The sequence below is a fragment of the Micromonospora sp. CP22 genome, from assembly GCF_009712475.1.
GTDB lineage: Bacteria > Actinomycetota > Actinomycetes > Mycobacteriales > Micromonosporaceae > Micromonospora.
This window is the reverse complement of sequence record NZ_VCJO01000004.1, coordinates 418385-436147: the sequence shown is the minus strand read 5'-3', so window position 1 is coordinate 436147 and position 17763 is coordinate 418385. Positions and strand designations below refer to the sequence as shown.

20 protein-coding genes are annotated in these 17763 nt (G+C 69.6%); 4 read left to right on the top strand and 16 right to left on the bottom strand.

The window, feature by feature from the left end; translation table 11 throughout:
• The first annotated feature begins 33 nt into the window (after window positions 1-33).
• Window positions 34-1272, top strand: coding sequence for a cysteine--1-D-myo-inosityl 2-amino-2-deoxy-alpha-D-glucopyranoside ligase (gene mshC / locus FF096_RS10475; RefSeq protein WP_155216725.1), 1239 nt, complete (start codon window positions 34-36; stop codon window positions 1270-1272).
• Window positions 1273-1497: 225 nt separating this feature from the next.
• On the opposite strand, the gene FF096_RS10470 is transcribed toward mshC, so the two are convergent.
• The gene (locus tag FF096_RS10470; RefSeq protein ID WP_155216723.1) at window positions 1498-2289 is read right to left on the bottom strand and encodes a GntR family transcriptional regulator; all 792 of its coding nucleotides are present in this window, start codon (window positions 2287-2289) and stop codon (window positions 1498-1500) included.
• A 132-nt stretch (window positions 2290-2421) separates the two neighbouring features.
• On the bottom strand, window positions 2422-3291 hold the full coding sequence (locus FF096_RS10465; RefSeq protein WP_309223039.1) for a PAC2 family protein: 870 nt from the start codon (window positions 3289-3291) through the stop codon (window positions 2422-2424).
• Between the two features lie 304 nt (window positions 3292-3595).
• Between FF096_RS10465 and metH the strand changes: the two genes are divergently transcribed.
• On the top strand, window positions 3596-7099 hold the full coding sequence (gene metH / locus FF096_RS10460) for a methionine synthase (RefSeq protein WP_155217011.1): 3504 nt from the start codon (window positions 3596-3598) through the stop codon (window positions 7097-7099).
• Between the two features lie 57 nt (window positions 7100-7156).
• On the opposite strand, the gene FF096_RS10455 is transcribed toward metH, so the two are convergent.
• From FF096_RS10455 to FF096_RS10395, 13 genes are all read right to left on the bottom strand, one after another.
• Window positions 7157-8398 (bottom strand): site-specific integrase, encoded by a 1242-nt coding sequence (locus FF096_RS10455; RefSeq protein WP_155216721.1) that lies wholly within the window; start codon window positions 8396-8398, stop codon window positions 7157-7159.
• Between the two features lies 1 nt (window position 8399).
• A complete protein-coding gene (locus FF096_RS10450; protein ID WP_155216719.1) occupies window positions 8400-8591 on the bottom strand; it encodes a helix-turn-helix domain-containing protein in 192 nt (63 codons plus the stop codon).
• Between the two features lie 23 nt (window positions 8592-8614).
• Window positions 8615-10396, bottom strand: coding sequence for a replication initiator (locus FF096_RS10445; RefSeq protein WP_155216717.1), 1782 nt, complete (start codon window positions 10394-10396; stop codon window positions 8615-8617).
• The gene (locus FF096_RS10440) at window positions 10396-10662 is read right to left on the bottom strand and encodes a hypothetical protein (protein WP_155216715.1); all 267 of its coding nucleotides are present in this window, start codon (window positions 10660-10662) and stop codon (window positions 10396-10398) included. The genes FF096_RS10445 and FF096_RS10440 overlap by 1 nt, the downstream gene beginning before the upstream one ends.
• Window positions 10659-11378 (bottom strand): hypothetical protein, encoded by a 720-nt coding sequence (locus FF096_RS10435; protein ID WP_155216713.1) that lies wholly within the window; start codon window positions 11376-11378, stop codon window positions 10659-10661. Before FF096_RS10435 ends, FF096_RS10440 begins: the two co-directional genes overlap by 4 nt.
• Window positions 11379-11448: 70 nt before the next feature.
• Window positions 11449-11793, bottom strand: a complete 345-nt coding sequence (locus FF096_RS10430; RefSeq protein ID WP_309223037.1) for an RRQRL motif-containing zinc-binding protein — start codon at window positions 11791-11793, stop codon at window positions 11449-11451.
• Window positions 11790-12089, bottom strand: coding sequence for a hypothetical protein (locus FF096_RS10425; protein ID WP_309223036.1), 300 nt, complete (start codon window positions 12087-12089; stop codon window positions 11790-11792). Before FF096_RS10425 ends, FF096_RS10430 begins: the two co-directional genes overlap by 4 nt.
• Window positions 12086-12526: a hypothetical protein gene (locus FF096_RS10420; protein ID WP_155216708.1), complete on the bottom strand. Its 441-nt coding sequence runs from the start codon at window positions 12524-12526 to the stop codon at window positions 12086-12088. The genes FF096_RS10425 and FF096_RS10420 overlap by 4 nt, the downstream gene beginning before the upstream one ends.
• Window positions 12527-12612: 86 nt before the next feature.
• Window positions 12613-12822 (bottom strand): hypothetical protein, encoded by a 210-nt coding sequence (locus FF096_RS10415; protein WP_155216706.1) that lies wholly within the window; start codon window positions 12820-12822, stop codon window positions 12613-12615.
• Window positions 12819-13685, bottom strand: coding sequence for an FtsK/SpoIIIE domain-containing protein (locus tag FF096_RS10410; protein ID WP_155216704.1), 867 nt, complete (start codon window positions 13683-13685; stop codon window positions 12819-12821). Before FF096_RS10410 ends, FF096_RS10415 begins: the two co-directional genes overlap by 4 nt.
• An 84-nt stretch (window positions 13686-13769) precedes the next feature.
• Window positions 13770-14648 carry a hypothetical protein gene (locus tag FF096_RS10405; RefSeq protein WP_309223035.1) on the bottom strand — a complete coding sequence of 293 codons (879 nt, stop codon included), beginning with the start codon at window positions 14646-14648 and terminating at the stop codon, window positions 13770-13772.
• A 168-nt stretch (window positions 14649-14816) separates the two neighbouring features.
• On the bottom strand, window positions 14817-15254 hold the full coding sequence (locus FF096_RS10400) for a DUF3307 domain-containing protein (protein WP_230462437.1): 438 nt from the start codon (window positions 15252-15254) through the stop codon (window positions 14817-14819).
• Window positions 15255-15477: 223 nt separating this feature from the next.
• Window positions 15478-15798, bottom strand: coding sequence for a hypothetical protein (locus FF096_RS10395; protein WP_309223034.1), 321 nt, complete (start codon window positions 15796-15798; stop codon window positions 15478-15480).
• Window positions 15799-15974: 176 nt separating this feature from the next.
• Here FF096_RS10395 and FF096_RS10390 point away from each other — a divergent pair, with 176 nt between their 5' ends.
• Together FF096_RS10390 and FF096_RS10385 are read left to right on the top strand one after the other, a co-directional pair.
• On the top strand, window positions 15975-16733 hold the full coding sequence (locus tag FF096_RS10390) for an XRE family transcriptional regulator (protein WP_155216700.1): 759 nt from the start codon (window positions 15975-15977) through the stop codon (window positions 16731-16733).
• A 4-nt stretch (window positions 16734-16737) separates the two neighbouring features.
• A complete protein-coding gene (locus tag FF096_RS10385) occupies window positions 16738-17208 on the top strand; it encodes an NUDIX hydrolase (RefSeq protein ID WP_155216698.1) in 471 nt (156 codons plus the stop codon).
• Here FF096_RS10385 and FF096_RS10380 read toward each other — a convergent pair.
• Window positions 17196-17762, bottom strand: a complete 567-nt coding sequence (locus tag FF096_RS10380; protein WP_155216696.1) for an HD domain-containing protein — start codon at window positions 17760-17762, stop codon at window positions 17196-17198. The genes FF096_RS10385 and FF096_RS10380 overlap by 13 nt on opposite strands.
• Window position 17763: the final 1 nt, after the last annotated feature.

Here is a 17763-nt window from a genome sequence, read left to right as displayed (position 1 = left end):
GACGTCGCCCAACGGCTGGTTAGGCTGGCGGACATGGAGTCATGGGTGGGGCATGAGGTGCCGCGGCTGCCGGGCAGGAGCGAGCCGCTGAGGTTGTTCGACTCGGCACGGCAGAGCGTGCGACCGAGCGAGCCGGACGGCACCGCCACCATGTACGTCTGTGGCATCACCCCGTACGACGCCACCCACCTCGGTCACGCCGCCACCATGATCACCTTTGACCTGGTGCAGCGGATGTGGCGCGACGCCGGCCACGAGGTCCGGTACGTGCAGAACGTCACCGACATCGACGACCCGCTGCTGGAACGGGCCGAACGTGACCGCGAGGACTGGAAGGTCCTGGCGATGCGGGAGACGGCGCTGTTCCGGGAGGACATGGAGACGCTGCGGATCATCCCGCCGGCCCACTACGTCGGCGCGGTGGAGTCGATCCCGGACATCGCCGAGAAAGTGCTGGTGCTGCTCAAGGACGGTGCCGCGTACCGCCTCGACGACGGCACCGGCGACGTCTACTTCGACATCTCGGCCGCACCGAACTTCGGCTACGAGTCCAACCTCTCCCGGGCGGAGATGCTGGAGATCTTCCCCGAGCGCGGCGGCGACCCGGACCGCGCCGGCAAGCGCGACCCGCTGGACCCGCTGCTGTGGCGCGGCGCCCGCGACGACGAACCGTCCTGGCCCGGCGGTGACCTCGGCCCCGGGCGACCGGGTTGGCACATCGAGTGCGCGGTGATCGCCCTCGGGCTGCTCGGCGCCACCATCGACGTGCAGGGCGGCGGCAACGACCTGCTCTTCCCGCACCACGAGTGCTCCGCCGCGCACGCCGAGCGGCTGACCGGTGTGGCGCCCTTCGCCAGCCACTACGTGCACGCCGGCATGATCGGGCTGGACGGCGAGAAGATGTCCAAGTCCCGGGGCAACCTGGTCTTCGTGTCCCGACTGCGGGCCGACCGGGTCGATCCGATGGCGGTGCGGCTGGCGTTGCTCTCCGGCCACTACCGCGCCGACCGGACCTGGACCGACGACCTGCTCACCGCCGCCGAGCACCGGCTGGACCGCTGGCGGCGGGCCGCCGCCGCCACCGCCGGGCCGTCCGGGTCGGCGTTCCTGGCCGGCGTACGCGAACGACTCGCCGACGATCTGGACACGCCGGGCGCCCTGCGGCTCGTCGACGCCTGGGCCGAGCAGACCCTCGCCGGAGCCGACGAGGACCCGGCCGCCCCACGCCTGTTCGCCGAAACCCTAGACGCCCTCCTCGGCATCCGCCTCTAACCCGCGCTCCCGCGCGCCGCGCTCCCGCGCGCCGCGCTCCCGCGCGCCGCGCTCCCGCGCGCCCTCGCGCTGCCGGGCGAGTGAGGCAGCAACATCCCCGAAGTTGCTGCCTCAGAGCTGGGTCGAGGCAGCAACATCCCCGATACTGCTGCCTCGCTGCCTCGCTGCCTCGCTGCCTCGCTGCCTCGCTGCCTCGCTGCCTCGCTGCCTCGCCGTCAGGCGGGGTCAGCCGAGGATCAGGCCGGGGTCGGGGTCGGGGGATCGGGTGGGGGCGGGGATCTGGTACTCCTCGGTGAGGGTGGTGACCGGACCTGGCCAGGTGGCCTGGGCCACCTCGATCGGTTTGCGCTGCGGGTCGTACGCCACGTGCAGCAGATGCAGCACCGGGGTGTCCGGTCGGATCTGCAGGGTCTCGGACTCCTCGCGGCTGGGCTGGCGGGCGGTGATCGTGTCGGTGGCGGTCGCGTACCGCCGACCGATGGCCTCCTCGGCCTCCTGGTAGAGCGGGCGGCCGAACGCCTCGGCGCGTTCCAGTGTGGTGCCGGCGGTCTCGGCGGGCAGGAACCAGGAGGCGCCCACCTCCACCGGTGAGTCCTCGGTGCGGACGAGGTGGCGGCGGCAGAGCAGTTCGGTGCCGTCGGGTACCCCGAACGCGTCGGCCACCTCGGGCGGCGCGGGGGAGCGTCCGACGGAGACGAGCTGTTGGCGATAGCGGGCCGCCAGGTCGGTGTGGTAGCCGCGGAAGCCGCCGTAGCGTCCTCGGGAGAGCCGGTTGAGCCGTCGCCGGGTGCCGCGTACGTACGTACCGGAACCGGGTTTGGTGATCAGGACACCTTCGACCCGCAGCTGGTCGACGGCGCGTTGCACGGTCTGCTTGGCGACGCCGAACATCTCGGCGATGGCCGGGATGGACGGCAGCCGTTCGCCCGGTGCCCAGTCGCCCCGACGGATCTGGCTCTTCAGCTGCGCGGCGATCTGGCGGTGCGGGAACTCGGCCGCGCCCGGATTGATCTGCATCCCCGACCTCCTCATTTCAGCTAGGTTCCTAGGATGCCCTACGCGGGGTGAGCCCCGCCACCCGACCCACACACGTCGAGGCCCCCGGACAACTCGCGTCCGGGGGCCTCGACGGCTAAAGGTGGGGGAGGGCTACCAGGAACCGGCGGTGGGGCCGGCCGACCCGCCTCGGCGGCGTAGGTACTTCTCGAACTCCTGGGCGATCTCGTCCCCGGTCAACGGGGTGATGCCCGCGTCACCGACGCGTTCCTCCAACTCGCGTACGTACTCGCCCAGCTCGGCGTCCTGCTCGGCGGCGCTGCGTACCCGCTGCTCCCACTCGGCGGCCTCCTCGGCCAGATCGGCCATGGGAACCGGCAGGTCGAGCACCTCCTCCACCCGGTGCAGCAGGGCGAGGGTGGCCTTCGGGCAGGGCGGGTTGTTGGCGTAGTGCGGCACGTGGACCCAGAACGACACGGCGTCGACCTCGGCGCGGGTGCAGGCGTCGTGCAGGACGCCGACGATCCCGGTCGGCCCGTCGTAACGGGTCGGGGTGAGCTGGTAGCGGCGCGCGGCGTCGGCGTCGGAGGCGCTACCGCTGATCGGCAGCGGCCGGGTGTACGGCACGTCGGCCAGCAGCGCGCCGAGCAGCACCACCCGTTCGACCTCGAGGCTGTGGCAGATTTCGAGCACCTGCTCGCAGAAGGTGCGCCACCGCATGCTCGGCTCGATGCCCCGGATCAGCACCACGTCCCGCTCGGTGCCCGCGGGGCTGGCGACCGTGAACCGGGTGGTGGGCCACTCCACCCGACGGGTGGCGCCGTCGGACATGGCGATGGTCGGCCGGCTGACCTGGAAGTCGTAGAAGTCCTCCGGGTCCAACTCGGTGACGGGCCGGGCCTGCCACACCTGCTCCAGGTGCTCGACCGCCGCGGTGGAGGCGTCCGCCGCGTCGTTCCAGCCCTCGAAGGCGCAGATGGCGACCGGGGACCGCAGCACCGGCAGCCCGTCGAACTCGGTCACGCCGTCACCTCCTGCTCGTCACCGGCGGGCCGGGGCACGGGCCCGGTCGTCCGCCGACGGTGCGTGGTGGTGTCGCTGTAGTCCTTCACGACCGTCAGCCTACGTGCCGTGCCCGGACCCGGCCCGTCGGCCGCGCCGGATGGGCCGGTGCTCGGCACACGTGTCGGGGCCGACCGATGACCACGATGTGGACCATTGCCCACCAAACCGGGCAACGTGATCCCGATGACACAATGTGGGATCGGACGGTACGCCGGGGTGCGGCTCCACGTGACCGCACTAACCTGAGGTCGTGCGGAATTCGTTGCTCGACGCGCTGGCAGACCGGATCCTCGTCACCGACGGGGCGATGGGCACCATGTTGCAGGCCGCGGACCTGACCCTGGACGACTTCGACGGTCTCGAGGGGTGCAACGAGATCCTCAACGTCACCCGGCCAGACGTCGTACGCGGGGTGCACGAGGCGTACCTGGCGGCGGGCGCCGACTGCGTGGAGACGAACACCTTCGGCGCCAACCTGCCGAACCTCGCCGAGTACGACATCGCCGACCGGATCTGGGAGCTGTCCGAGGTGGGGGCGCGGCTGGCCCGGGAGGCCGCCGACGCGTACTCGACTCCGGAGCGGCCCCGCTGGGTGCTCGGCTCGATCGGTCCGGGCACGAAGCTGCCGACCCTCGGCCATGCCTCGTACGCCAGCCTGCGCGACGCGTACCAGCAGAACGCCGGTGGACTGATCGCCGGTGGCGCGGACGCGCTGATCATCGAAACCTGCCAGGACCTGCTCCAGGTGAAGGCGGCGGTGATCGGGTCCAAGCGGGCGATGGCCGAGGCCGGTCGCACCGTACCGATCATCTGTCACGTGGCCGTCGAGACCACCGGCACCATGCTGCTGGGCAGCGAGATCGGCGCGGCGCTGACCGCCATCGAGCCGCTCGGGGTGGATCTGATCGGCCTCAACTGTTCGACCGGCCCGGCCGAGATGGGCGAGCACCTGCGCTACCTGTCGCAGCACTCCCGCATCCCGGTGTCGGTGATGCCCAACGCCGGGCTGCCGGTGCTCACCCCCGACGGGGCGTACTTCCCGCTGGGCCCCGAGGAGATGGCCGACGCGCTGGAGCGCTTCGTGGCCGACTACGGCGTCGCGTTGGTCGGCGGCTGCTGCGGCACGACGCCCGAGCACATCCGGGTGCTCGCCGAGCGGCTGCGCGACGTGCGGCCGGTGGCCCGCGAGCCGCGTACCGAACCGGGGGTCTCCTCGATCTACCACCACGTGCCGTTCGCCCAGGACGCCAGCGTGCTGATGGTGGGGGAGCGGACCAACGCCAACGGCTCCAAGGCGTTCCGGGAGGCGATGCTCGCCGCCGACTGGCAGTCCTGCGTCGAGATCGCCCGTGGTCAGGCCCGCGACGGCTCGCACCTGCTGGATCTCTGCGTCGACTACGTCGGGCGCGACGGCACCACCGACATGCGTGAGCTGGCCGGTCGGTTCGCCACCGCCTCCACGCTGCCGATCATGCTGGACTCGACCGAGCCGGCGGTGATCGAGGCCGGTTTGGAGATGCTCGGTGGCCGCTGTGTGGTCAACTCGGTCAACTTCGAGGACGGCGACGGCCCGGAGTCCCGCTACGGGCGGGTGATGCCGGTGATCGTGGAGCACGGCGCGGCGGTCGTGGTGATGTGCATCGACGAGCAGGGGCAGGCCCGCACCGCCGCGGACAAGGTCCGCATCGCCTCCCGGATCGTCGAGGACCTGACCGGGCGCTGGGGCATGCGGCTGCCGGACATCATGGTCGACACGCTGACCTTCCCGATCTCCACCGGTCAGGAGGAGACCCGCCGCGACGGTCTGGAGACCATCGAGGCGATCCGGGAGATCGCCCGGCGCTATCCCGGGATCAACTTCACCCTGGGCATCTCCAACGTCTCGTTCGGGCTCAATCCCGCCGCCCGGCAGGTGCTCAACTCGGTCTTCCTGCACGAGTGCGTGCAGGCCGGGCTCACCTCGGCGATCGTGCACGCCAGCAAGATCCTGCCGATGTCGAAGATCCCCGACGAGCAGCGCGAGGTCGCGCTCGACCTGGTCTACGACCGCCGCCGCGAGGGGTACGACCCGTTGCAGCGGTTCATCGAGTTGTACGAAGGGGTGGACGCGGCCTCGGCGCGCGCCAGCCGAGCCGAGGAGTTGGCGGCCCTGCCGCTGAACGAGCGGCTCAAGCGGCGGATCATCGACGGTGAGCGCAACGGCCTGGAGGCCGACCTCGACGCGGCGATGGCCGCCGGCACCGCGCCGCTGCTCATCATCAACGACATCCTGCTGGACGGGATGAAGGTCGTCGGTGAGCTGTTCGGCTCCGGTCAGATGCAGCTGCCGTTCGTGTTGCAGTCGGCCGAGGTGATGAAGACCGCGGTGGCGTACCTCGAACCGCACATGGAGAAGGCCGACGACGGCGGCAAGGGCCGCATCGTGCTCGCCACCGTCAAGGGCGATGTGCACGACATCGGCAAGAACCTGGTCGACATCATCCTGTCCAACAACGGCTACGAGGTGGTGAACATCGGCATCAAGCAGCCGATCTCCGCCATCCTCGACGCCGCCGAGCAGCACCGCGCCGACGCCATCGGCATGTCGGGTCTGCTGGTCAAGAGCACCGTCATCATGAAGGAGAACCTGGTCGAGATGGCGTCGCGCGGGGTCGCGGAGCGCTGGCCGGTCCTGCTGGGTGGTGCGGCGCTGACCCGGGCGTACGTCGAGGACGACCTGCGGTCGATGTTCCCCGGCCAGGTGCACTACGCCCGTGACGCCTTCGAGGGGTTGTCCCTGATGGACCGGGTGATGGCCGCCAAGCGCGGCGGTGCCCCGGTGGTGGACGCCGAGCGGGAGGCGGCGCTCGCGGCCCGGCGGGCCCGCCGGGAGCGGCAGCGCGCGGTGGTCGCCGAGTCGCTGCCGGAGCTCAGTGACGCCTCGGTACGCTCCGACGTCGCGGCCGACGTGCCGGTGCCGACCGCGCCGTTTTACGGCACCCGGGTGGTCAAGGGGGTGCCGCTGGCCGACTACGCGGCCCTGCTGGACGAGCGGGCCACCTTCATGGGCCAGTGGGGTCTGCGGGGTGCGCGCGGCGGCAAGGGCCCGTCGTACGAGGAGCTGGTGGAGACCGAGGGGCGGCCGAGGCTGCGCTACTGGCTGGACCGGCTCATCGCCGACCAGGTGTTGGAGGCGGCCGTGGTGTACGGCTACTTCCCGGCCTACTCCGAGGGCAACGACCTGGTGGTGCTGGACGAGAACGGGCACGCCGAGCGGGCCCGGTTCACCTTCCCCCGGCAGCGGCAGGAGCGGCGGCTATGCCTGGCCGACTTCTTCCGCCCGCGCGGTGAGGACCTGGACGTGGTCGCGTTGCAGCTGGTCACCGTGGGCCAGCCGGTCAGCGAGTACGCGGCGAAGCTGTTCGCCCGCAACGAGTACCGCGACTATCTGGAGGTGCACGGCCTGTCGGTGCAGCTCACCGAGGCCCTCGCCGAGTACTGGCACAAGCGGATCCGCGCCGAGCTGCGGCTGCCCGACGGGCGTACCGTCGCCGACGACGACCCGGCCGACCTGGCCGGTCTGCTGCGCACCGACTACCGGGGCTGCCGGTACGCGTTCGGCTACCCGGCCTGCCCGGACCTGGAGGACCGGGCGAAGATCGTGGAGTTGCTCGGTGCGGAGCGCATCGGCGTGCAACTGTCGGAGGAGTTCCAGCTGATGCCGGAGCAGGCCACCGACGCCATCGTCGTCCACCACCCCGAAGCCAGCTACTTCAACGCCAAGTGATGACCGCAGGTGCCGTGACCTGCACTTCCGGCACCTGCGGTAGGCGTTGAAACATGATCATGCCGTCTCCAGGCCGTCACGGGCTTCCGGTTCGTCATCGTCGGCCTGGTCCTCACCGAACGCCTTGTCAATGGCCCGGCGGGTGCGGTCCTCGCTGGTGGGCAACAGGTGTGTGTAGGTCCGCAGGGTGAATCCGGGGTCGGCGTGGCCCAGGTACGTCGACAGGGCCTTGATGCTCTCCCCGGCGTCCAGGAGGACCGAGGCATAGGTGTGCCGCAGGACGTGCATCCCGTTGCGCCGGTCGTCCGGGATGCCGGTGGCCCGGATTGCGGGCTTCCAGACGCCAGGGTTGAACTTCGACCGGCTGAGCGGCAGGCCGTCCGCGCTGGTCAGGTAGAGCGTGACCGTCACCGGGTCGCCGGTCGGAGTTGCCCAGGGCACGGTGACCTCTACCGGCGGGAACTGCTTGGCGTGCTCGGCCAGGCGGCGGGACACCGAGGCGGGAAGCGGAACCTCTCGCGTCTTGCCGCCCTTGGGCGGGGCGAAGATGAGCGTGCCGCGTACGAGCTTCACCTGTCGGACAACGTGGAGAACGGGCCGTGTCGGGTCGAGGTCGGCGGGGCTCACGCCGAAGATCTCTCCCTGCCGCAAGCCGCAGCCCGCGCCCAGGTCGACGCTGACCCGGTAGCGGTCCGGCATCTTCGCGCGGAACGCGGTGAGCTGGTCGACCGACCACGGTTGAACCTTGTTGGGGACGTGCCGGGGGCGCTGCACGCTCTTGGCCGCGAACGGGTTGCTGACGATTTTCTTGTCGTCCACCGCCGCATTCAGGATCATCGACACGTCGCTGAACAGCACCCGGCGGTAGCCGGCGGACAGCCCCTTCTCCTGTAGCCCGCGTGCCCAAGCCCTGATCGTCGCCGGCTGGATCGACGCCATCGCCTTGTTGCCGAGGATCGGGTAGACGTGCAGCCGGAGTTCGTATTCGATGCGGTCGCGGGTCAGTACGTCGGTGGTGGCAGCGGCGAGCCATTCATCGGCGTACTGCTTGAAGGTGACACGACCGGCGTCGGGATCGACGTAGGTTCCCTTGAGGATGTCGGCCTGGACGTTGGCGAGGAACGCCTGTGCCTCGCGCTTCTTCCGGTCCGGGAAGGACTGCGACTTCTCCTTGCCGTCGGGAGCGATGTAGCGGACCCGGTAGCGCATTCCCTGCCCGCATTCCGGCTTGGGTTCCTGCCGGGTCTTGCCGTCGGGGCCGACGATGCTGCGGTACCAGCGGTCAACGATGTGGGCCATGTCAGGCCGCCTTGGACTGCTCGGCGAACCAGGCCCGGACGGCGTCCGGGTCGTAACGCAGGTGTCGGCCGACCCGGGCGGCAGGTGGCCCGGTGCGGCGCTTGCGCCAGGTGTAGAGGGTCTGTACCGGAACGCCGAGGTACGCCGAGACGTCTTCGACGGTCCAGAGCTTGTGGGACTGAGCGATGGTCATGTCGTCTCCCAGGAGTCGAGGGGTCAGGCAGCAGCCGGCACGGTGCCGGCCGGGGTGGAGCCGAGTTCGTGGGCGAGTTCTTCGCGGCCGGTGGCTTGTCGCTCTCTGGCCATGGCGGCGGCGGTGTTGGCGAGGAGCGCGTCACCGGTGGTGTGCCAGCCGACACCGGCGAAGGTGAGGGTGCCGACGATCAGGGTGGTGTCGTCGTTGACGAGCTGGCCGTCGGCGGCCGGGTGCGCGTGCTCCTGGTCCTCGTGCTGCCGGTGGGCGCGGCGGGTGTCGCGCAGGAGTTGGAAGGTGACGGAGTACCGCCGGGCCTTGGTGAGGAAGTGGCCGCCGAAGCCGAGCATGTGCGCCCACCGGCGCAGTCGGGCGTACGGGTTGGCGTTGGTCGGTTTCGTCGATTCGGTGTCAAGGGCGGCTTGACGTTGGGCAACGCAGACCGGGCAGGCGGCGTATCGGGTGTGGGTGCCGCAGTCGGGGCACTCCCAGCGCGGGACGAAGCCGGGTCGGGGTCGGGGGTCGCGGGGCCGCTGGGGCAGCGGCACGGGGGTGCCGGTGGGTCGGCCGAGTCGCCAGCAGGCGTCGATGAGGCGGGCGGTGTGGTCGCCGTCGGGGTCGGCGTGGTCGGCGATGGTGTCGGCGGTGAGGCGGGTGGAGCGGTGCCCGGTTACCTCGGTGCTCTTGGTGGCGTACTTGGCAAGGTAGCCGGCGACCATGCTGTCAGTGACTTCACCTTGGCCGGTGAGGGCGATGGGGCGGATGTCGAGCTGCTCGCCCCAGGCGATCTGCCAGCCGGTGGGCCGGTCGGGGTGGGCGGGGGTGGTGAACGCGACCTGTGCAGCGGCGTGCCGGAGCGCGTCGACGAGGTCGTCGACGGTGAACGCGGCCGGTGGCGGGACGACGGCGGCCGGGTCGGTGGGGTCGACGCCGTCCAGGCGGACGAGGGCATGGAAGTGGACCGCGCCGCGTGCCTGGAACTCTGCCGCTTTGCCGTGCGACAGCCGAACCGGTGGGACCGTCCGAAGGTTGCCGGAGGCGGTGGCGACCTGGACGCGCGGGATGCCGCGGCGACGGGCGAGCTTGGCCAGGTGCCGCTCTGCGGCTTGCTTGGTGCGGTGCCACAGTTCGCCGGAGAACAGATTCCAGACGACCTGGTGGTCATGGTCGTAGCAGTCGAGGCACAGCGGCTGACCGAGTGCGGCGTCACCGGGTTCGTGTCGTGCCCAGCAGACGGCGGGGCGACCGTGCGGGCAGTGGCCGGCGGTGGGGTCGTCGGCGCGGCGGGCGTGGCACGGGTCGGGGCGGCAGTCGCAGCGCTTGCGGTCCCGGCAGGTGTGCTTTCGGACCGCCCGGACGTGTACCGGCCCGAAGGACGGGGCGGTGAAGGTGGGAAACACCGCCGGGTGCTGGGTGACGGTGTCGGGGACGCCCTTGCCGCCGACGAGGCCGGCGCGTAGGAGCTGGTACGCGTCGCGTTGGTAGGTGTGGGCGCAGGACGGGCAGACGGTGGCCCGCCGGTTGCCGCAGGCGGTGTAGATGACCGCATCAGGCATACCGTCGGTGTGCCGCTGCTCGACGACGCGCCCGGTGGCTGGATCAACGGTGAGGAGCTGGCCGGCGAGCCGAATCGGGCGGGTACAACCAGCGGCGGCGCGGACATGCTCGATCCAGCCGAAGTAGTCCGGTCGGGTGGCGCGGGCGAAGGCGGCCCCGGCGGCGGTGTAGTCGTAGACGATGGTGTCGGCGTTCGAGCCCACACCCCGGGCCGAAGCACGGGGTGTGAGTTCCAGCGTCGAGGCCATCAAGCCGCAGTCCCGTTCGGGGTGCGGGTGGTGATGGTGCGTTCGGTGACGATGACCCGGCAGGCGCCGCATTGGCGCTTGGCCGGCTCGTGCCGACGGCACGGAATCTGGACGGTCTGACCACCGCAGCGGACGGTGACCGGTGCCCGGCAGGGTCCGCCGGGAATGACGTCGACGACGGTGCGTCGGACGTCGTACGGGTGTGGTTCCGGCTGTGCCGGGCAGGTGTGGATGGTGTGTTCGATGTCGACGACGTAGATGGTCATCGGGCATCACCGGTCAGGGTGATGAGGAGTTGCCCGGCGACGGCCGGGGTGACGTCGAGCCGGTCGGCCAGCTCGGCGGCAGTGATCGGTGACCCGGTGTTCTGCTCGTGCTGTGCGGCGGCGAACCGGGCCATGGGCAGGAGGTGGGTTGGAACCTCGACCGGCTCCGGCTCGGTGGCCGGCATGGTGGGTTGGATGGCCGGACGGGGTTGTGAATCGATGGTGAGGGCAGCCGGCGGTGCCGGCTCGGTGGTGACCTGCTCGGCCACCTCAGCCCGGATCGGTTCGACCGGCTCGACAGCCGGCGCGGTCGGGTTGTCGCCCTTTACGGGCGCGAGAACGAGTTTCACCAGGGCCATGAAGGCCAGCGCCGGTACGGCCGAGAGCAGCCAGCCGGAGATGCCCGGCTTGGCGACCGCCAGTTGCGCGGCCAGGGAGAGGCCGGCGGCGGCGGTGAGCAGGAACAGCGGGTAGCCGATGGGAGCACCGACCCGACGACGACGCCGGATGGTCAGCAGGCAGGCGATGGGGACGAGTTCGGAGATGACGGCGTTGGCCCAGCCGAACCATGCGCCCGTTCCCGCCGGGGAGTTGTCGAGGGTCCAGTCCTTGACGTGGGTGAACGAGGCAGCACCGGCGAACCCGGCGACAGTGAGCAGGATGAGGACCAGGACGACACCCTCAATTCGGGTGCCGGTGGTGGGCTGACGGTTCATCGGACACCGCCCATGTAAGCCATGGCGACGCCGATGAGCAGGATGACGGCGAAGGTGATCAGGACACCCATCAGTGACCTCCGTGACAGTCGAGGCAGCAGCCGTAGCGGTGTGGGATGTAGTAGGGCTGGACCAAGCCGCAGATGGCGCAGGTCCGGCGGGCGCGTAGCGCCTTGCCGATGGCCTCTCGTTGGGCGGGCGTGGCGGTGCGCTTGGGCTTGGCCAGGTCGAGGCGGTAGAGGTAAGCGACGCGCTTACCGCGCCGCCAGAAGATCTGGGCGACGGGGTCATGCCCGCCGGGACGCAGACCGGCAGCCCGAAGCTGCCGCAGGGTGGCGAGCCCGCTGGGTGCCATCCGGTACGGGTAGGTGGGAAAGCCGAAGCGAGTGCCGGTCGGGTCGTAGTAGGTGGTCACGACTGGTCTCCCCAGCGTTGCTGGGCGGCTTGGCGGGAGATGCCGAGGCGTTGCCCGATCTCGGCCCAGGAGTAGCCGAAGGAGCGAAGCCCGACGACGGCGTCGGTGATTGCCTCGTCGATGACGGTGGAAAGGGCGACCAGGTCGCGAAGGGCTTCGACGTCACCGGTGGCGACGCGGCGGCCGTGGGCGCGGATGATGCGTCGGGCGAAGGCCGCGAACTCGGTGTTCTCGACGACCTCCCGTCGCTTCTGTACGGGGATGCGAGGCGTCAAGGACTTCTTGACAGTGCTCACCGGTTCTCACCCCCGGTGGTGTGGAGGTCATCCCACTCGTCGGCGGCCGTCTCAAGGGCCGTGATGACCTGCTCGGCGGTACGGGCCGGGTCGTCGTTCCACGAGTACGGGGAGGTGTGTTCGTCGATGACGAAGCCGTCTTCGTCGACGAGGAAGACCGGCGCGGTGGTGTCGAGGTAGTCGACAAATGCGTCGAGCGCGGCGAGGTAGTCACCCAGGGTGTCCGGGGTGAGTTGGGAGAAGTGCTGCACGCGGTGGCCGGCGGCGGCGATGCCGATGGCCCCGGCGACACAGGCCGGCGGGGTCGGGGTGTCGGTGGTGGGGCGGTAGTAGGTGCCCTGGTGCCAGCCGTGCCGGCGTAGGTAGAGGGCAGCCATCCGGAGCAGGTCAGCGATGGTGACCGTTCCGGCGGTAGGTGGGTTCTGGGTAGCCTTCATGGCAGCCACGTCCTTTCAGAAGGGCTTGGTGAGAGGTCGGCGGAACCGGTCTGCTTTCCAGGGCTTGAGCCGGTTCCGTCGGCCGATCAGTTGGCGCGCAGCCGCAGGTAGCGGCGGAATCGGGTCGGGTCGCCGGGCAGCGGAACGGGCGCCGAGGCGAAGACGAGGAGCCCGCGTTCGGTGGCGAGCGCCATGAGCGTGACGAGTTCCTCGGGCGTACCGACGACGTGTCGGTCGACGTACCGGGTGGCCGGTGGCGGGGTGCGACGGACGCGGAAGAGCTCTCGCAGTTTCATGCGGCGGTTCCCCAATCGAGTCGAGATCCGGTCGGTGCGGATAAGCGGGTGGGACGACGGGTCCAAGCGGCGTAGTCGGCGATGCCGGCGATCTGGGCGTCGGTCAGGTAGGCGACCTTGATGCGGCGTGGGGTGCCGCCTTCGGCGATGAGGTAGGCGGCGCCCTGGTTGGTGGGGGCGATGTCGGTGGCGGTGTAGCCCTGTTCGGCCCAGCCGTGGCCGAGGACGATGTTCGAGCTGTTGGGAGTGGTGCAGCGGAACGCGGCGCGGTAGCCGAACAGGTCCCGCAGGCTGGTGGGGATGATGTCGAACGACGGCCGCTGGGTGGCGGCGACGACGGGGATGCCGGCGGCCCGACCCCGAGCGACCAGGTCCCGGAGGAGAGCGACGAACTCTTCCTGCTCCTGCTTGCTGCCGATGGTGGCGGAGTAGAAGGCGATCTCGTCGACCAGGACGGTGATGACGGAGAGTCCGTCGAGCGCGGTGACCTTGCGACGCCCGTGGGCGCGCAGCCAGGCGTACCGGTTGTTCATCACCTGCTGCAGGCGTCGGAGGACGCCGAGCGCGGCGGTGATGTCGGGGCCGATGAAGGCGTCGGCGCAGTCTTCCCACTGGCCGAGTTCGACGAGCTTGCCGTCGAGCAGGACGAGGCGGGAGTCCGCCGAGAGAGCGGCGTGGGCCGCGATGGTGTTGAGCAGTCCGGACTTACCTCCGCCGGGTTCACCGCCGGCGAGGAGGTTGCGGTAGGCCAGGGTGATGTAGACGGGCTGGCCGAACTCGTCGATGCCAACGAAGATCGGGTCGAACATCGACAGGCCAGGCCCCACCGGAATGCCGGCGGTCGGGGCGGTTGCCGTAGCCATGGGTGCCCTCCTTGGGCGTTGATGGGCGCGGGAAGCCACACGAAGGAGCCGTAGGGCTCCCCGCGTCCGGGATGGGTTGCGGGATCAGATCCAGTCGGAGACGTCGTCGGCGTCCGACGACGGCGCGGGGGCCGACTTGCTGCCGTTGGCCGACGTGGCGGCCTGCTTCTTGGGCTGGATGGGCAGGGTGACCGTGGGTGCCTGGACGTCAGGCAGGTCCAGGGCGGTCGGGATCACCGGCGTCGGTCGGTCGGTGGCCGGAGCGTCGGGAGTGATGACGTCGGCCAGCGGGGACGTGACGGTTGCGGTGAGCACCTCGCGGCGCTTGATGTCGAACCGCAGGTACGCGGCGTTTCCGTCGGAGGCGCGCTCGACCAGGACGGACGAGGCGTGGCAGGTGACGGCGATCTTGTCGAGGCGGCCTTCCAGGTCCGCCAGGGACAGGCCGGGCCGCAGATAGACCCAGACCCGTTCGCCGACCGGGGTCGGCTTGGCCCACAAGATCAGCGGGAGAGACCCGGACTGATTGGCGACGATGAACTGCGCGAAGCAGACCCGCAGCCGGTGGCGCACGATCAGGCACCACACCCAGGCGACGACCTGGCGGCGAACGGTGGGGATGGCGGCCGGAACGCCGAGGACGACCGCGACGACGGCCAGGGTGACGATGGTCGGGGTGTGGGTGGCGAGCTGCACCCACGCCGTCAGCAGAGTGACGGCAAGGACGATTTCGGGGGTCCACCACCACAGCAGCCGCAGGACCGGCCAGATGCGGACCAGGAGCCAGGCCAGCGCGCCGCACGGGACACCGATGGCCGCGCCGATGAACAGCGCGATGATGGGGTGTACGTAGGAAGCGGCCACCACGGCACCGAGTACGCCGAGGATGACCGCAGTGAGGATGAACGCCATTCGGGCGTTGCGGGCCGAGGACCGGTGAACCTTGGCCTCGATTACTGTCACCGTTCCGGTTGACTTCCGGCCGAACGAACGGCGAGGGCTAGACTTGGACACGACACGTCCTCCCAAGTGATTGGGCTGGATGGGTTGGAGAGCACGGGGTCGGCAGGTGTAGGAGCCAGTACCGGCCCCGGGCTCGAAATCACTCAGGCCGCACAGCGACCCTTCCGCCTACAAGCAGGCGATGAGCAGCGCGGATACCCACAGGCAAGCCGCGTGCAGGGACTGATCCGCCAGGTACATGCCGCAGATCGGGGCCTGCCGGTCGGCGAAATCCCGGCTACCGGTGTGGATGAGCAGCCAACGCACCGGCCAACGCCGGTCGAGGAATGCGTGTGAGACGGCGGAGAAGCCGACTCCGGCGACGAGCCCGACGACGGTGACGGGCAGATCAAGCGCAACGATGGCGACGGTCAGCATGACCACCATCACGAGGTGATAGGCCACGACGTGGCCCAACAGGTGACGCCAGCCGTCCCAGCCGGGAGCGGCCTTGTGGGCGGCTTGCTTGTCGGACTGGCCGAAGACGTGATCGGCCACCTGGTGGCCGGCGTAGAGAGTCGCCGCGACAACGGCGAAGACGATGGCGGAAACGAGCACGACAACCACTCCCAACGATTGTGGGTGAACGGGTTGGAATGGCAGTCGGGGCCGGCAGGTGTAGGAGCCAGTACCGACCCCGCGCCATATCGAGAGGGCAACCATGGGTTGCCAGGGCCGGGAGAATAGGAGCCAGAAACGCTCCCGGACCGAAGGTGGATCAGATCAGCGGACCGTCAGGCCGCTTCGTGCATCAGACACCAGAGGCTCACACAGCGCGGTGAGCGAAGAACTACTTAGCCGCCGAGTTACCAGCCTTCGGCTTCAGCGAGATGGCGCGGAACGCGACGCCGTTACGCCCGTTGGTCGCCCACGGGATGGCCTCCAACTGCTCGACAGCGACGAGCTGTCCCACCGTCACGCTCGGCTTCTCACCCGCCGTGGTGATGGTGATGATCTCGCCGCCGGTCTCGTCGAGTACGAAGACCTGGGTGGACCACATGAGCCGGCCGGTGTTCTTCTCCGACCGCTGATTGCCGTTCTGGTCGTTCTTCGGCTCGGGGTCCTTCGTCACCTGAACCTGCTTGCTCTGGGTGTCCACGTACAGCTTCACAACAGACCTCCTGTGTCTCGGGCCAGGTATTGAGCTTGTCCCCGGTGGACTCTTGCTCTTGGCCTCTGCGGACAAGGCTCCCGGAAAGCGGGGGACAGCCCATCCGATGGGCTGGACGACATGGGACGTCTTGGCTATCGTCTAGTTGTCCCTAGTCGTCCCTTGAGGAGAGTCGGATGCCAAACGACCGGCTACGCGATGCCATCCTGCGCAACGGCCTGACGCCCGTCGTCGTGGCCGAGCGGATCGGAGTCGACCCGAAGACCGTGGAACGGTGGATCACGCAGGACCGGACGCCGTACCCCCGGCACCGGCACGCAATCGCGGCGATGGTCCGTGAGGACGTGCCGTACCTGTGGCCCGACGCGGTGAACCCGGAGAAGGCGTCGAAAATCGGGCAGAGCGAGATGGTCCAGCTCTACTCCCGGCGTTCCTCTGTTCCGTACGACCTCTGGCGGCGACTGATTGAGCGGGCCGAGAAGCGGATTGACGTGCTGGCCTACGCCGGCCTTTTCCTCGTGGAGCAGGACCGGAGGATCGTCGACATCCTGCGTCAAAAGGCCGTTGACGGCGTAGCGGTCACGATTCTGCTCGGTAATCCGGACAGCGAGGCGATTGAGCGGAAGAGCGTCGAGGAGGGTGCGCCCGGCGTGATGGCCGCGAAGATTCGTCAGGTGCAGCAGTACTACAACCGGCTCGACGGGGAGCCCGGAGTGACGGTGCTCTACCACGACACGACGCTGTACAACTCGATCTACCGGTTCGACGACGAGATGTTGGTCAACATGCACGTCTACGGCTTCCCGGCCCCACACGCGCCGGTGATGCACCTGCGCCGGCTCAACGGTGGCGACCTGTTCGGTACCTACGCCGACAGCTTCGACCGCGTCCTGTCCGCCTCGAAGCCTCTGCCAGTCGGTGAGGTGGCAGCCTAGAGCCATGGCGAGGACCGAGCACTACCACGACCCGAACGCGCCGAAGGCCAACAGCATCGTTGTGGCCGTCTCCGTCTTCGTCCGCGACGAGCGCGGCCGGGTACTGCTCATCCAGCGCACCGACAACGGCCTGTGGTCACTGCCCGGCGGCGGCCAGGAGATCGGCGAATCGGTCGCCGAGACAGCGATTCGGGAGACCCGCGAAGAGACCGGCATTAGCGTCGAGGTGACCGGCCTGGTGGGCGTCTACTCCGACCCAGGTCACGTCGTTGCCTACTCCGACGGCGAGGTACGACAGCAGTTCTCGCTCTGCTTCCGGGCCGTCCCCGTCGGCGGCACTCCGACCCCTAGCGATGAGTCAAGCGATGTCAGATGGGTGGCCCGCGACGAGCTGGACGCGCTCGACATCCACCCGTCGACCCTGCTCCGCATCACCCACGGCTACGAGGATCGCGCCGAGCCCTACATTGGCTGAGCGATGCTGCCGACAAGCCGCTGTTGAGTCCGCTGCACAGCGGCGACCATCTCCGGTTCCGCCCGGCCGATGAACCGGGTAACCAGGTGCTCCGGTCCGTACCGCGACCGAATCTCCGCCAGCCGCTCCAACACCTCGAAGTCTTGCCCGTCCGGCCCGGTCGTCATGTCCGAGAAGCAGAGCGCGTCAGTTACCGCGGTTTCCTCCCGAGTGAACTCGGCGGCCAGGACCTCACCGAGCCCACGCTCCTCGGCTTCCAGCCAGGCGCACGAGTGGTGAGCCACCAGAGCCGCAATCCGCTCGTCGAACCGCTCACGCCGCAGCCAGCGGCCCCCGTCGAGCGAGTGAAAGCCGGTGTCGACCAGGTCCGGGCTGTAGCCCACATCGTGCAGCCACGCCGACGCCACGAGCACCGCACGATCCTCGACCGGTACGGCAGCGCTGACCCGGTCCGCCTTAGCGGCCACCGACTGGACGTGACTCCATCGACGAGGAAGCGGAGTCTCCAGCAGGTGCCGCGCAACTTCCCGAGCGGCGTCGACGAGGTCGGCCATG